The sequence below is a fragment of the Nitrospira sp. KM1 genome (genome assembly GCF_011405515.1).
Lineage (GTDB): Bacteria > Nitrospirota > Nitrospiria > Nitrospirales > Nitrospiraceae > Nitrospira_C.
Map to the genome: position 1 here is coordinate 4,039,391 of NZ_AP022671.1, position 13,640 is coordinate 4,053,030.

At 54.7% G+C, this 13,640-nt stretch carries 27 protein-coding genes; all 27 read left to right on the plus strand.

Annotated features, from left to right (window positions below; all coding sequences use genetic code 11):
- Positions 1-24 precede the first annotated feature (24 nt).
- Positions 25-849: a 50S ribosomal protein L2 gene (gene rplB, locus W02_RS19045; protein ID WP_173050629.1), complete on the plus strand. Its 825-nt coding sequence runs from the start codon at positions 25-27 to the stop codon at positions 847-849.
- A gap of 11 nt (positions 850-860) precedes the next feature.
- Positions 861-1,148, plus strand: a complete 288-nt coding sequence (gene rpsS / locus W02_RS19050) for a 30S ribosomal protein S19 (protein WP_173050631.1) — start codon at positions 861-863, stop codon at positions 1,146-1,148.
- A gap of 12 nt (positions 1,149-1,160) precedes the next feature.
- Positions 1,161-1,514 (plus strand): 50S ribosomal protein L22, encoded by a 354-nt coding sequence (gene rplV / locus W02_RS19055; RefSeq protein ID WP_173050633.1) that lies wholly within the window; start codon positions 1,161-1,163, stop codon positions 1,512-1,514.
- A gap of 58 nt (positions 1,515-1,572) precedes the next feature.
- The gene (gene rpsC / locus W02_RS19060) at positions 1,573-2,244 is read left to right on the plus strand and encodes a 30S ribosomal protein S3 (RefSeq protein WP_173050635.1); all 672 of its coding nucleotides are present in this window, start codon (positions 1,573-1,575) and stop codon (positions 2,242-2,244) included.
- Between the two features lie 14 nt (positions 2,245-2,258).
- The gene (gene rplP / locus W02_RS19065) at positions 2,259-2,672 is read left to right on the plus strand and encodes a 50S ribosomal protein L16 (RefSeq protein WP_173050637.1); all 414 of its coding nucleotides are present in this window, start codon (positions 2,259-2,261) and stop codon (positions 2,670-2,672) included.
- A gap of 35 nt (positions 2,673-2,707) precedes the next feature.
- The gene (rpmC, locus tag W02_RS19070) at positions 2,708-2,917 is read left to right on the plus strand and encodes a 50S ribosomal protein L29 (RefSeq protein WP_173050639.1); all 210 of its coding nucleotides are present in this window, start codon (positions 2,708-2,710) and stop codon (positions 2,915-2,917) included.
- Between the two features lie 17 nt (positions 2,918-2,934).
- Entirely contained in the window at positions 2,935-3,201 is a 267-nt protein-coding gene (gene rpsQ, locus W02_RS19075; RefSeq protein ID WP_173050641.1) for a 30S ribosomal protein S17, read from the plus strand.
- 34 nt (positions 3,202-3,235) lie between these two features.
- Positions 3,236-3,604, plus strand: a complete 369-nt coding sequence (rplN, locus tag W02_RS19080; protein ID WP_173050643.1) for a 50S ribosomal protein L14 — start codon at positions 3,236-3,238, stop codon at positions 3,602-3,604.
- Between the two features lie 23 nt (positions 3,605-3,627).
- The gene (gene rplX, locus W02_RS19085; protein ID WP_173050645.1) at positions 3,628-3,957 is read left to right on the plus strand and encodes a 50S ribosomal protein L24; all 330 of its coding nucleotides are present in this window, start codon (positions 3,628-3,630) and stop codon (positions 3,955-3,957) included.
- A 16-nt stretch (positions 3,958-3,973) separates the two neighbouring features.
- Complete coding sequence (gene rplE / locus W02_RS19090) at positions 3,974-4,636, plus strand: 50S ribosomal protein L5 (protein ID WP_173050647.1); 663 nt, start codon at positions 3,974-3,976, stop codon at positions 4,634-4,636.
- 11 nt (positions 4,637-4,647) lie between these two features.
- Positions 4,648-4,833 carry a type Z 30S ribosomal protein S14 gene (locus tag W02_RS19095; protein ID WP_173050649.1) on the plus strand — a complete coding sequence of 62 codons (186 nt, stop codon included), beginning with the start codon at positions 4,648-4,650 and terminating at the stop codon, positions 4,831-4,833.
- Positions 4,834-4,882: 49 nt separating this feature from the next.
- Entirely contained in the window at positions 4,883-5,278 is a 396-nt protein-coding gene (rpsH, locus tag W02_RS19100) for a 30S ribosomal protein S8 (protein ID WP_173050651.1), read from the plus strand.
- Positions 5,279-5,318: 40 nt separating this feature from the next.
- Entirely contained in the window at positions 5,319-5,855 is a 537-nt protein-coding gene (gene rplF, locus W02_RS19105) for a 50S ribosomal protein L6 (protein WP_173050653.1), read from the plus strand.
- Between the two features lie 6 nt (positions 5,856-5,861).
- A complete protein-coding gene (gene rplR, locus W02_RS19110) occupies positions 5,862-6,227 on the plus strand; it encodes a 50S ribosomal protein L18 (protein WP_173050655.1) in 366 nt (121 codons plus the stop codon).
- 59 nt (positions 6,228-6,286) lie between these two features.
- Positions 6,287-6,796: a 30S ribosomal protein S5 gene (gene rpsE, locus W02_RS19115; RefSeq protein WP_173050658.1), complete on the plus strand. Its 510-nt coding sequence runs from the start codon at positions 6,287-6,289 to the stop codon at positions 6,794-6,796.
- On the plus strand, positions 6,796-6,999 hold the full coding sequence (rpmD, locus tag W02_RS19120) for a 50S ribosomal protein L30 (protein WP_173050660.1): 204 nt from the start codon (positions 6,796-6,798) through the stop codon (positions 6,997-6,999). Before rpsE ends, rpmD begins: the two co-directional genes overlap by 1 nt.
- On the plus strand, positions 6,996-7,445 hold the full coding sequence (rplO, locus tag W02_RS19125; RefSeq protein WP_173050662.1) for a 50S ribosomal protein L15: 450 nt from the start codon (positions 6,996-6,998) through the stop codon (positions 7,443-7,445). Before rpmD ends, rplO begins: the two co-directional genes overlap by 4 nt.
- Positions 7,438-8,757 (plus strand): preprotein translocase subunit SecY, encoded by a 1,320-nt coding sequence (gene secY, locus W02_RS19130; protein WP_173050664.1) that lies wholly within the window; start codon positions 7,438-7,440, stop codon positions 8,755-8,757. Before rplO ends, secY begins: the two co-directional genes overlap by 8 nt.
- A 6-nt stretch (positions 8,758-8,763) precedes the next feature.
- Complete coding sequence (locus W02_RS19135) at positions 8,764-9,420, plus strand: adenylate kinase (RefSeq protein ID WP_173050666.1); 657 nt, start codon at positions 8,764-8,766, stop codon at positions 9,418-9,420.
- The gene (gene map / locus W02_RS19140; protein WP_173050668.1) at positions 9,417-10,172 is read left to right on the plus strand and encodes a type I methionyl aminopeptidase; all 756 of its coding nucleotides are present in this window, start codon (positions 9,417-9,419) and stop codon (positions 10,170-10,172) included. Before W02_RS19135 ends, map begins: the two co-directional genes overlap by 4 nt.
- 27 nt (positions 10,173-10,199) lie before the next feature.
- Complete coding sequence (gene infA, locus W02_RS19145; RefSeq protein ID WP_173050670.1) at positions 10,200-10,418, plus strand: translation initiation factor IF-1; 219 nt, start codon at positions 10,200-10,202, stop codon at positions 10,416-10,418.
- Between the two features lie 12 nt (positions 10,419-10,430).
- Positions 10,431-10,544, plus strand: a complete 114-nt coding sequence (rpmJ, locus tag W02_RS19150; protein ID WP_173050672.1) for a 50S ribosomal protein L36 — start codon at positions 10,431-10,433, stop codon at positions 10,542-10,544.
- A gap of 60 nt (positions 10,545-10,604) precedes the next feature.
- Complete coding sequence (gene rpsM, locus W02_RS19155; protein ID WP_173050674.1) at positions 10,605-10,997, plus strand: 30S ribosomal protein S13; 393 nt, start codon at positions 10,605-10,607, stop codon at positions 10,995-10,997.
- Between the two features lie 17 nt (positions 10,998-11,014).
- Positions 11,015-11,398 (plus strand): 30S ribosomal protein S11, encoded by a 384-nt coding sequence (gene rpsK / locus W02_RS19160; protein WP_173050676.1) that lies wholly within the window; start codon positions 11,015-11,017, stop codon positions 11,396-11,398.
- A gap of 54 nt (positions 11,399-11,452) precedes the next feature.
- Positions 11,453-12,079, plus strand: coding sequence for a 30S ribosomal protein S4 (gene rpsD / locus W02_RS19165; protein ID WP_173050678.1), 627 nt, complete (start codon positions 11,453-11,455; stop codon positions 12,077-12,079).
- A 74-nt stretch (positions 12,080-12,153) separates the two neighbouring features.
- Positions 12,154-13,155, plus strand: coding sequence for a DNA-directed RNA polymerase subunit alpha (locus W02_RS19170; RefSeq protein WP_173050680.1), 1,002 nt, complete (start codon positions 12,154-12,156; stop codon positions 13,153-13,155).
- Between the two features lie 17 nt (positions 13,156-13,172).
- Complete coding sequence (gene rplQ / locus W02_RS19175; protein ID WP_173050682.1) at positions 13,173-13,583, plus strand: 50S ribosomal protein L17; 411 nt, start codon at positions 13,173-13,175, stop codon at positions 13,581-13,583.
- The last annotated feature ends 57 nt before the right edge of the window (positions 13,584-13,640 follow it).

The following is a 13,640-nucleotide window of genomic DNA, read 5'->3' on the forward strand; positions in this document are numbered from 1 at the left end:
ACCGGTGCGGGATGAAAGAAGCACATGGCCCTGAAAGCATATAAGCCGACTACATCTGGACGTCGCGGAATGACTATCGTGACGACCAAGGAGTTGACGAAGAAAAGACCTGAAAAGTCCCTCACGTCCTTCCACCTCCGTACGGGCGGACGTAACAATGACGGTCGGACTACCGTAAGATTTCGTGGCGCTGGTCACCGACGCCTGTATCGGAAAATTGATTTCCGTCGAGACAAGGTCGGCATTCCGGCCAAAGTGGTGGCTTTGGAGTATGATCCTAACCGCTCTGCACGGATCGCACTTCTCAGCTATCAGGACGGTGAGCATCGCTATATTCTCGCTCCTGTAGGGCTGCAAGTGGGAGATGTCTTGCAGTCGGGAGAAGATTCAGAAGTGCGAGCAGGCAATGCATTGCCACTTTCGAAGATGCCGCTTGGCACCACGATACATAATATTGAGTTGAAGCCGGGAAAAGGCGGGCAACTGATTCGCAGCGCCGGAGGGTTTGCCCAGGTGATGGGTCGTGACGGGAATTATGTTCAAGTCCGGCTGAAGTCCGGCGAAATGCGTCGGATTCTTGGGACATGCATGGCGACGGTCGGGCAGGTTGGCAATGTCGATCACGAAAATATCAACGTTGGAAAGGCCGGAAGAACCCGATGGCTGGGTCGTCGGCCTCACGTGCGCGGTGTCGTCATGAACCCGGTCGATCATCCGCACGGTGGAGGAGAGGGGAAGTCTGGGCAGGGCAATCCCCATCCGGTGTCTCCATGGGGACTGCCGACGAAGGGTTATAAGACGCGTAAAAACAAATCCACCAACAAGTTCATTATCGCCAGACGGAAGTAGGAGATCCAGCGATGCCGAGGTCGGTAAGCAAAGGGCCGTTCATTGACGATCATCTGCTGAAGAAGGTCGCGCAGATGAATCAAACGAAGGATCGTAAAATAATTAAGACGTGGTCACGCCGATCCACGGTGGTGCCCGATATGATCGGTCATACATTCGCCGTTCATAATGGCAAGAAGTTCATCCCCGTGTTCGTCACGGAAAACATGGTCGGTCACAAGCTCGGCGAATTTGCTCCGACTCGGTTTTTCAAAGGGCACGGACAGGCGAAAACTGAAAAGGCAGTCGCGCTCAAGTAAGGGAAACCGCATATGGCAGAAGCACAAGCAATACTTCGATTCGTTCGCGTGGCTCCTCGCAAGGCCCGTCCGGTCGTGGACATGATACGAGGACAACAAGTTCCCATGGCCTTGGCGATGCTCAAGCATCTTCCTCGTCATGCGGCGCGGGTCATCGAAAAGGTGCTTCGCTCAGCCGTCGCCAATGCTGAACAGAAGGAGTTGGGCGACAGCGAATCCATGCGGGTGTCCAAAGCGTTCGTAAACTGTGGGCCAATCTATAAGCGCTTCCGCGCGAGATCGATGGGACGTGCGAATTCGATCCAAAAGCGCACCAGTCATATTACCGTCGTCGTCGAATCGGCTGACGTCGGCAGGAAACACTAAGTCAAGGCGTGTGAGCGGACCGGAAATCTTTCCGCCGCAGAACTGAGGCACAGATCGTATGGGTCAAAAAACACATCCAATCGGATATCGGCTCGGATACAACTACACGTGGAGTTCCAGGTGGTATGCCGGAAAAGATTACGCCAAGTTGCTTCATCAGGACATCAAGATCCGAAAGGTCGTGAAACAGAAATTGTTTCACGCCGGCGTGGCGAAGGTGGAGATCGAGCGTTCCGGAGACCAAACCCGGGTGATCATTCATACGGCCCGTCCGGGAATCATTATCGGCCGCAAGGGGGCCGAGGTCGACAAGTTGAAGGCCGAATTGGAAAAGCAGTACGGCGGTCAAGTGTACATTACGGTCAAGGAAATCAAAAAGCCGGAATTGGATGCCCAACTTGTCAGCGAGAATGTAGCCACTCAATTGGAGAAGCGCGTGGCCTTTCGCCGCGCAATGAAACGAAGCGTGCAATCGGCGCTGCGGCTTGGAGCTCAAGGCATCAAGATCATGATTGCGGGGCGACTCGGTGGAGCGGAAATCGCCAGAACTGAATGGTATCGCGAAGGTCGGGTGCCCTTGCACACGCTGCGTGCCGAGGTGGATTACGGGTTTGCGGAGGCCCATACGACCATGGGTCAGATCGGCGTCAAGACCTGGATCTATAAGGGGGAAATTCTCCCTGCTCAACCCTTGAAGCCGGAGTCTGCGCTAGAGCGACGGTTAGGCTAAGTCATGAGGCAATCGTGTTAGCACCGAAAAAAGTCAAGTTCAGAAAAATGATGAAGGGTCGAATGCGAGGGAAGGCCTATCGTGGCGGCCAGGTCACCCTCGGCGAATTCGGATTGAAGGCTCTTGAGCCTGGCTGGGTGACCAGTCGGCAAATCGAGGCTGCTCGGATCGCCATTACCCGCTATGTGAAGCGGGGCGGTCAGGTATGGACAAGAATTTTCCCCGACAAGCCGATTACCAAAAAGCCGGCAGAAACTCGAATGGGTAAAGGGAAAGGCAATCCTGAATATTGGGTGGCTGTCGTGAAGCCTGGGCGAATCCTCTATGAGATGGGCGGCGTCACTTCGGATATTGCGAATGAAGCATTTCGTCTCGCTTCTCACAAGCTTCCCATTGCGACGAAATGCGTTGCCCGAGGAGAGTTTTAGGTCGATCGTTCACCGGAGAGAAGGCGGTACGGCTCATGGATTTGAAAGAACTCAAGCAATTGACTGCTCCAGAGTTGTTGGAGAAAGAAAAACAACTGACCCAGGAGTTGTTTAATCTTCGGTTCCAATTGGGAACCGGGCGATTGGAAAATCCGATGCAAATCAGAAAAACCAAGCGAACGATTGCGCAGGTCAAGACCATCATGCGCCAATCGGAACTGCAGGGCCGCAAGACGGCCGAATAAGGCGAAAGGGTTGATGTATGGCAGAGGCTGAGGTTAAGCGACGGGAATGGGTCGGGCGTGTCATCAGCAATAAGATGAACAAGACAGTTGTGGTGGCCGTTGAACGTTCCGTCGTGCACCCTATCTACCGCAAGGTGCTGCGGCGAATGACCAAGCTGAAGGCGCACGATGAACAGAATTCGTGCAATGTCGGCGATCGAGTTCGAATGATTGAAACGAGGCCGATCAGCAAGGACAAGCATTTTCGCGTCGTGGAAGTATTGGAAAAAGGGCGAGCCGACTAGAGTTTTCGGAGTCGGGTAAGGAACGAAAGAGATCATGATTCAGAACTACACTTACATGGACGTGGCCGACAACTCAGGAGCGAAGCAGGCCATGTGTTTCCACGTGCTGGGAGGATCAAAGCGACGGTATGCCTCGCTCGGGGACGTGATTGTCGTGGCCGTCAAGGAGGCTATTCCGCAGGCCACGGTCAAGAAGGGTGATGTGAGCCGGGCTGTCATCGTTCGGACCACGAAGGAGGTCCGCCGGGAAGACGGTTCCTACATCAAGTTCGATCGCAACGCATGCGTGCTCATCAACAAGGACGGCGAACCGGTCGGGACGCGCATCTTCGGCCCGGTCGCGCGTGAATTGCGTTGGAAGAAGTTCATGAAAATTATTTCGTTGGCTCCGGAAGTTCTCTAGCCGGAATAGGTTCAGGAGTAATCGTGGAATCGCTTCAGAAAAGCCGAATTCGTAAGGGAGATACCGTGGTTGTGATCGCGGGTCGCGATCGCGGCAAATCCGGGAAAGTGCTTTCGGTCGACCGGTCTGCCGGAAAGGTCATCGTCGAGAAGTTGAACATGATCAAACGGCATACCAAGCCGAATCAGAAGGTGAAGCAGGGTGGAATTCTGGAGCGCGAGGCACCGCTCGCGATCTCCAATGTCATGTATTTGTGTCCGGTGACGCAAAAGCCGACCCGTCTCGGAATGCGGACGCAGAGTGACGGCCGTCGGGTGCGATTCAGCAAGAAATCCAAGGAACTCGTTGAGTAGGAGTGAGGACGGTTCGATGGCGGAAGTAAAAGATTCAAAAAAGACAGCGAAGGGCGCGAAGCCGGCAGGGCGGTCATCAAGAAAAGAGAGCGGCTCGACCCCTCAAGCCCTGGATGACGGCAGTGAAGAGTCGAAGTTTAAGCCCAGGTTACGTGACATGTACCGGGATCAGGTCGTTCCCGCTCTGATGAAAGAGTTTTCATACAAGAATGTGATGCAGGTGCCGAAGCTTGAGCGCATCGTGCTCAACGTCGGGATGAGCGAAGCCACGCAGAACGTGAAGCTGCTTGAGAGCGCTGCAGGGGAATTGGCGACGATTACCGGTCAGAAGCCGATTATCACGAAGGCCAAGAAAGCGATCGCAGGATTCAAATTGCGTCAGGGCATGCCGATCGGCACGAAGGTGACGCTGCGGAACCGTCGAATGTACGAATTTTTCGATCGTTTGGTCACGCTGGCTCTTCCTCGCATTCGGGATTTTCGCGGAGTGTCTCCCAAGGCTTTCGATGGCCGTGGAAACTATACGTTGGGACTGAAAGAGCAGCTGATCTTTCCTGAAATCAAGTATGACGAAGTCGCCTCGATCCACGGCATGGACATTACGATCGTGACGACCGCTCGCACCAACGATGAAGGCAAGGCATTGCTCCGACAATTGGGGATGCCGTTTAGAACGTAACGGAGGAACGCGTGTCCAGACTAGCCCTGAGAAACAAGTGCGCTGAAAAACCGAAGTTCACGACGAGGGCGTATCACCGGTGCGGGATCTGCGGCCGGGTTCATGGATTCCTGCGGCGATTCAAAATGTGCAGGATCTGCTTTCGGTTGCTGAGCCTCAAGGGAGAGATTCCCGGGGTGCGGAAGGCGAGTTGGTAACGTCGGCGTACGTCGTTGTCCATTGATTAGCGGGTGAAGGGATTTCTACATGGTGACAGATCCGATCAGTGATTTGTTGGTGAGATTGCGAAATGGGTTTCGTCGGCAGCACGAAGTGGTGACGGTCCCAGCTTCGAAGCTCAAGCGGGAAGTTTTACGCGTCCTGCAAGCCGAAGGGTACATCCACGGCGTCGAAACCGCGGACGAAGACGGCCATCCGGTGTTGAAAGTGCAGTTGCGGTATGTGGGTGAAGGGCAACCCATGATCACCGGGATGGAACGGATCAGCAAGCCAGGTCGGCGCGTCTATGTCGGTATCAAGGACATTCCCCGTGTGCGCAATGGCATTGGAATGGCCATTCTGTCCACGTCCAAGGGGCTCATGACCGATCAGGCTTCGCGCAAGGCCGGCTTGGGTGGTGAAGTTCTGTGTTCAATCTGGTAACGCGAAGGAATGCCCAACTTGTGAGAAGGATGACGTATCGATGTCACGTATAGGAAAAAAGCCGGTCCCGGTTCCCAGTGGAGTGGATGTCACGGTGAAGGGCTCTGTCGTATCGGTGAAAGGGCCGTTGGGAAAGCTCGACTGGAAGTTGGCGCAAGGCATTGGCGTCTCCGTTGACAAAGGACAGGTCATCGTGACGCGAGCCAACGAAGACCGGAAAGTCCGGGCGCTGCATGGGCTGGTCAGAGCGGAACTCAACAATATGGTCCATGGTGTGACAAAGGGCTACGAGCGAAATCTTGAGATTACTGGTGTGGGATACAAGGCTGCCCTTCAGGGCAAAACGATGAATTTCAACGTTGGCTTCATCAATCCTGTCGTATTTCCCATTCCGACCGGGATCGATGTGAAGATCGACAAGCAGACGCTGATCAATGTCAAGGGCATCGATAAACGTCTGGTTGGCCAGGTGGCGGCGAATCTGCGGGCGATCAAGCCGCCGGACGTGTACAAGCAGAAGGGTGTCAGGTATGCCGGAGAGGTCCTGCGCAAGAAGGAAGGCAAGACCGGGAAGTAGGAATCCATGAATAGTGCAGACAAAGCCAGTCATTTAGAAAGAAGAAAACAGCGTGTGCGGCAACGGGTGTTCGGTACGGATGAAAGACCTCGATTGAATGTCTTTCGGAGCAGAGGGCATATCTACGCACAGATCATCAACGACCTTAAGGGGACGACGCTGGTTGCGGCTTCTTCCCTCGATAAATCGTTGCGGTCTGCACTGAAGTCTACGAGTAGCATTGCGGCTGCCAAAGCGGTGGGAACGCTGCTGGCTGAACGGGCCAAAGGCGCCAAGGTTCAGACGGTTGTGTTCGATCGGGGAGGACGCCTCTATCACGGGCGAGTCAAAGCCCTGGCCGATGCCTCGCGAGAGGGCGGTCTGAAGTTCTAAGCAGGGCGAGTCGCGTTTCGTTCTGCGTGGTCCAGAAGCATTGAGAAAAGAGGTACGGCGTGCGAGTCAATCCAGACGAACTCAGCTTAAAGGACAAGGTCGTCTTCATCAACCGCGTTGCAAAGGTGGTGAAGGGCGGTAAACGATTCAACTTCTGCGCACTCGTCGTCGTCGGCGACGGGCAGGGGTGGGTCGGCATCGGCAAAGGCAAGGCGGCGGAAGTCCCTGTTGCGATTTCTAAGGCCGTACAGCAGGCGAAGAAGAACCTGGTGCATGTCCCACTCAAGTCCGGGACGATTCCCCATGAAGTGCACGGGTTGTTCGGGGGTGAGCATGTGTTGCTCAAGCCTGCGGTCGAGGGTACGGGCATCATCGCGGGTGGAGCGGTGAGAGCTGTCGTGGAACTGGTCGGGGCGCACAATGTGATTTCCAAAACGCTGGGCCGGGGAAATCCATTTAATACGGTACGCGCGACACTCGATGGTTTGGTGCAGTTGAGAAATCCAGAAGAAGTCCTGCATCTCAGGCGCGGTCTGTCGGAAGGCCGGCAGGCGGGGATGGGAGCATAATGTCGAAGACCAAGTCGGGAGCATCTCAGGGCCTTCGTATCACGCTGAAGCGCAGCCCTATCGGCACGCCGGAGCGACACCGTCTCGTCTTGCGAGGGTTGGGTCTTCGCAAAATCCGTCAATCAGTGCTTCGACCTGATACACCGCAAGTGCGCGGTCTGATTCATCGGGTCGGTTATTTATTGGAAGTACAGCCATCATGAACCTTCATGAGCTTGCTCCCGCCAAGGGAGCCAAAAAAAAACGAAAGCGAATCGGCCGCGGTCCGGGGTCTGGACATGGCAAAACGGCGACGAAGGGTCACAAGGGTATTCTCGCGAGATCCGGCGGAGGTAAAGGAGCAGGATTTGAAGGCGGCCAAATGCCTCTGGTTCGGCGAGTCCCCAAGTATGGATTCAAAAACCCGTTCAGGAAAGAGTATGCCATTGTCAACGTCAAGAGTTTGGTCGATCTGACGGTGTCGGGAACCATCACTCCCCAGGCTCTGGTCGATGCCGGACTCGTCAAGCGAGTCACGTTGCCTATCAAGATCCTGGGCAACGGAGAACTGAAGAAGGCCATCGTCATCCAAGCACATAAGTTCAGCAAGTCGGCGGAAAGCAAGATCCAAGCAGCGGGAGGGAGAGTCGAGGTCATTCCCGGTGTTTGAGAGGCTCCTCACCAGTTTTCAGAATATCATCAAGATTCCCGAGCTTCGCACGCGCATCCTCTTTACGCTTGGGATGCTCGTGGTGTACCGGATCGGCGCTCATATCCCGACACCCGGGGTCAATGGTGAGGCCCTTGCCGAGTTTCTTCAGAAGCAGGGCGGGGCGCTGCTCGGATTCCTCGATATTTTTTCCGGCGGATCGCTGTCCCGGTTGACGATCTTCGCGCTGGGCATCATGCCCTATATCAGCGCGTCGATCATTCTCCAGTTGTTGACGGTCGTCGTCCCGCACCTCTCCAAGCTCGCTAAGGAGGGCGAGCGAGGCCGGAAGAAAATCATCCAGTATACGAGGTTCGGAACCATTGGGATCGCCCTGATCCAAGGGTTTGGCATTGCGGTCGGTCTTGAACAGATGAATCAGGGCGCGTTCGTTCTGAATGCCGGCTGGGGATTCCGGTTCATGACGGTCATCACGCTGACCGCTGGGACGGGATTTCTGATGTGGCTCGGAGAGCAAATCACCGAACGGGGTATCGGGAACGGTATTTCGCTGATCATATTTGCCGGTATCGTCGCCCGTCTGCCGTCTGCGGTGGCGCAGACGTACAACCTGTACGAGATCGGACAGTTGAATGCATTTTTGCTGATCGGCTTGGCTGTGTTGATGGTCGCGGTCGTCGCGGCGATTGTGTTTCTCGAGAGCGGTCGACGGAAAGTCCCGGTTCAGTATGCCAAACGCGTCATCGGCCGACGGGTTTACGGAGGACAAAGCACCCATATTCCGTTGAAGATCAATACGGCAGGAGTCATTCCCCCGATTTTTGCCTCATCGATCATCGCATTTCCTGCGACGATCGCCGGATTCTTCGAGACGCCTTGGGTCAAGGCGATCGGTGCGCAATTGGCTCCCGGATCGCTTCTATATACACTGATGTACGTCGGGCTGATTTTGTTTTTCTGTTTTTTCTATACAGCGGTCGTGCTGAATCCAGTCGATATGGCCGACAACATGAAAAAGTACGGCGGGTTCATTCCCGGCATCCGCCCGGGTCAGCGGACCTCCGATTATATTTACAAAGTCCTGACCCATATCACGTTCGCCGGGGCGATTTATCTGGCGGTGGTATGCGTGATTCCCGAATTGTTGATCTACAAATTGAACGTCCCGTTTTATTTCGGGGGCACGTCCTTGTTGATCGTCATCGGGGTAGGATTGGATACGGCACAGCAGATCGAGTCTCATATGCTCATGAGAAACTATGAGGGATTCTTGGGCAAGGGAATGGGGCCTCTGCGTGGCCGGAGCGGGTGAGCCACGATGCGTGTCGTGTTTCTTGGAGCTCCCGGCGTCGGCAAAGGCACGCAAGCGGATCGTATCGCCGCGCAGTTTAAGGTCCTCAAGATTTCGACGGGCGACTTGCTTCGTGAAGCCGTGCGCAATCAGACGGCGTTAGGTATCGAAGCAAAGAATTTCATGGATCAGGGCAAGCTCGTTCCTGATTCCGTAGTGATCGGTCTTGTTCGAAACAAACTTGCCGACCCGAGTTCCGCCAAAGGGTTCGTGTTGGATGGCTTTCCCAGGACCGTTCTCCAGGCCGAAGAATTAGGCAAGGCGTTAAAAGCCGCGCAAGCGCCCTTGGATCGCGTGGTGAATTTCGAGGTTTCACGAGAGGATATTATCAAGCGATTGAGTGGGCGTCGCAGTTGTCCAAAGTGCCAGGCGACCTTCCATGTCGAGTTCGCACCTTCGAAAACTGGTCATACATGCGATCGATGCGGAGAAGTGTTGGTTCAGCGGAATGACGACAAGCCGGAGGCGATTGAGACGAGACTGAAAGTCTATGAAGAGCAGACCGCCCCGTTGATAAAATATTATGGGAATCAGCGACTCTTGTCTCAGTTGAACGCGTCTGGTTCCGTTGATACGGTATTTGAAGCTTTGTTCGGGGTACTCGCGCCGTATACCAAGATATGATCATACTCAAGACGCCAGAGGAAATTGCCCTCATGGCAAAGGCGTCGAAGGTAGTGGCCGAAGCCTTGGAGGCGGTCAAGAAGGCCGTGAAACCAGGGGTTTCGACGGATGAACTGGACCGTATCGCCGAAGATGAAATACGCTCCCGTGGAGCGCTTCCGGCGTTCAAGGGGTACCGAAACTATCCCAAGACGCTTTGCGCTTCGATCAATGAGCAGGTCGTACATGGGATTCCATCGAAGCGCGTGTTGAAAGACGGAGACATCATCGGATTGGATCTTGGTGCGATCGTCGAAGGGTTCTATGGCGATTCTGCAGTGACGGTTGCGGTCGGGCGAATTGATGACAAGACCGCCAAGCTGGTACGTGTCACGCAGGAGTCTATGGATCGAGGGATCGAGCAGGCCGTTGTGGGGAACCGACTGTCGGATATTTCCCATGCGGTTCAGAAGCATGTTGAGGCAGCTGGATATTCAGTCGTCACCGAGTTCGTCGGTCACGGCATTGGCCGGCAGCTTCATGAAGAGCCTCAGGTTCCCAATTACGGAAAACCAGGCCAAGGGCCAAGACTACAGCACGGGATGGTTCTGGCAATTGAACCAATGGTCAACATGGGAGGAGCCGCGGTTCGTGTGCTTGGCGATCGGTGGACCGCCGTGACTGCCGATGGAAGTTTGTCCGCTCATTTTGAACATACAATTGCCATTCAGCCGAGCGGGCCGGCTTGGGTGTTGAGCAGGCTGCTGCAGTAGAGGAAGCGGAAGGAGACGCGACGAGTCGTGCCTAAGGAAGATATCATTGAAATTCAAGGTACGGTAGCAGAGACGTTGCCCAATGCGATGTTTCGTGTCCGATTGGACAATGGCCATAAGATCCTTGCCCACATCTCCGGTAAGATGCGTATGCATTTCATCCGTATACTGCCTGGAGATAAAGTCACGGTGGAGATGTCCCCATATGATCTCACCAGAGGGCGCATCACGTATCGGTTCAAGTAGGAGTATGAGGTTATGAAGGTTAAATCGTCAGTCAAACCCATTTGCGCAAAGTGCAAGGTCGTGAGACGGCGCGGGGTCGTCCGGATCCTCTGTGCGAATCCGCGGCATAAGCAGCGACAGGGATAATTCCCCGTGGACTGCCTCAGCTGATTAGTCACGAACGACACAAGACGAGGAGAGCTAGCTATGGCACGTATTGCCGGCGTGGATTTACCGAGAGACAAGAGGACCGATATCGGTCTCACTTACATATTCGGGATCGGTCGGGCTGCGGCACTTGCCATCCTTGACAAAGCCGGAATTGACGGGACAGTCCGCGTAAAGGATCTCAGCGAGGATCAGATCGTCAAGATTCGCGAGATCATCGACCAGAGTCATCAGGTGGAAGGCGATCTGAGAAAAACATTCTCAATGAACATCAAGCGGCTGGTCGACATTGGCACCTATCGTGGACTTCGGCACCGCAAAGGCCTTCCTGTCCGCGGGCAGCGATCGAAGACCAATGCACGAACCAGGAAAGGCCGCCGAGCCGGCGTCGGCAGTAAACCGAAACCAGCCAATCGTCCGGCTGGAGCGTAACTGAGTAGGAGCGTCTCATGAGCGTGAAAAAGGGAAAAAAGAAAGAGCGGCGCATTGTTCAGAGCGGCATCGCGCACGTTCAGGCTTCATTCAACAATACGATCGTGACGATCACGGACATGAGTGGCAATACGGTCGTGTGGGCGAGTTCAGGCAATCAGGGGTTCAAGGGCTCTCGCAAGAGTACGCCGTTTGCCGCGCAGCGCGCCGGTGAGGCGGCTGCCCGTAAGGCCATGGAAAGCGGCATGCGGCAGGTGGATGTTTATGTGAACGGCCCAGGGTCTGGGCGTGAGTCAGCTATTCGATCGCTTCAGGGCGCCGGACTTCGCATCAACCTGATTCGAGACGTAACGCCAATTCCCCATAACGGATGCCGACCGCCGAAGCGGAGGCGAGTCTGAGGTAACATTTCGACGCATCCGTTTGGGATGTGTCCGATAACCGGAGGTAGAGAAGTGGCAAAGTATCGCGGTCCTGTCTGTCGGCTGTGTCGTCGCGAGGGGGAAAAGTTATTCCTCAAGGGCTCGCGCTGCATGACGGAAAAATGTGCCATCGAACGTCGGAGTTATCCACCTGGCCAGCACGGACAAGGCCGGCAACGGACGTCTGATTACAGCCTGCAGCTTCGGGAGAAACAGAAATTGCGGCGCATCTACGGGCTTCAGGAGTGCCAGTTCCGAGGGGTCTTCGAGCGGGCAGAACGTCAAACTGGTGTGACCGGAGAGGCACTGCTCCGTCTTTTGGAATCACGTCTCGATAATGTCACGTACCGGCTCGGATTTGGTGCCTCGAGACGGGAAGCCAGACAACTCGTCAGCCATGGCCATGTCATGATCAACGGAAGAAAGACCAATGTTCCTGGGGCGTTGGTCAGGGCCGGCGATGTGGTGGCGGTTCGCGAACGAAGCCGTACTCTGGTCTCGATTCAAGCCGCCTTGGAATCGGTCGAAGGCCGTGGTATCCCGGAGTGGCTTGAATTGGACAAGGTAGGATTCAAAGGCACCGTGCGGTCGTTACCGACGAAGGATCAGATCACGTTGCCGGTCAACGAGCAGATGGTCGTGGAGTTGTACTCCAGATAAAGCACAGAAGAACGGCGTCATGCTGGTCAGAATGCTTCGACCGGAACGATGACAGCTGAGAAGAAGGGAGACTCATGATCAAATCGATGAAGGACTTCCAAATCCCCATGCGGGTTGAAGTCGATAAGGAAACACATTCACCAACGTTCGGACGGTTTTCCACGGAAGCGTTTGAACGCGGATTCGGCACGACGGTCGGCAATGCGTTGCGTCGTGTCTTGCTCTCGTCTTTGACCGGCGCGGCGGTGACAACCGTCAAGATTGAAGGAGTCTTGCACGAGTTTTCGACGATTCCAGGTGTGACGGAAGATGTGACTTCGATCATCTTGAATGTCAAGGGACTCCGGCTTGCCCTTCATACGGATAAACCCAAGACGATCCGACTCAAGAAGAAAGGCCCGGGGGAAGCAAAAGGAACCGACATCGTCCATGATGCCGACGTGACGATTCTGACCCCAAACCTCCATATTGCGACGTTGGATAAAGATGCGTCGCTCGACATTGAAATGACGATCAAGCACGGACGAGGATACGTTCCTGCTGAACGTAACAAGGAAGAGGGTCTTCCTATCGGCGTGATCGCCATCGACTCGATTTTTTCTCCGATCAAGCGGGTGAATTTTCACGTCGAAAATGCGCGTGTCGGGCGAATGACGGACTACGACAAATTGACCCTGGAGATATGGACGGACGGGACAATTTCTCCGCGTGACGCCCTGTCGACTGCGGCGGGTATTTTGCGGGACCACGTGGACATCTTCATCAATCCCGAGGCGAGAGTCGAGGGACGTGGTGAACTGGCGGGTGACGAGGCCCAACGCGAAATCAATAAGAATTTGTTTCGGAGCGTCAACGAGTTGGAATTGTCCGTCCGGGCCGCCAACTGTCTCAAGAATGCGAACATCAAGACCATCGCAGATTTGGTGCAAAAGACTGAAGCCGAAATGTTGAAAACGAAAAACTTCGGCAAGAAGTCGTTAAACGAGATCAAAGAAATTCTAACCGAAATGGGATTAGGGTTAGGGGTGAAGCTGGATGCCTTGCCCGCAAACGGTAATCCAAAGCCCGGTGAGTAACGAACGGAGAGTGACCCGTGCGTCATAGAAAAAAAGGAAGACAGCTAGGACGTCAAACCAAACACCGGTGGGCATTGTTCCGAAGTCTCGTGACGTCACTTCTTGAACACGAACGGATTGAAACCACCGAGGCGAAAGCCAAAGAGATCAGAGGATTTACGGATCGAATGATTACCCTGGGTAAAGACGGGTCGTTGCCTGCCCGTCGACGAGCGCTCAGTTTCTTACGCAGCAAAGACGTCGTCTCGAAATTGTTTAGTGATGTCGCGGTTCGCTTCAAGGATCGTCCAGGCGGATACACCAGGATGGTAAAGACCCGTCGCCGGATTGGTGATGCAGCTGAAATGGTTGCCATTGAATTGGTGACTCGTCCAGATACGCCGGCTGACAAGAAACCCTCCGTTACTGCCCCATCGACAAAGTCGTAACGCCTCTCACAAGACACGAGGCTCTTCAAGCCTCGTGTCGGTCTTGTTTCGCTTTCA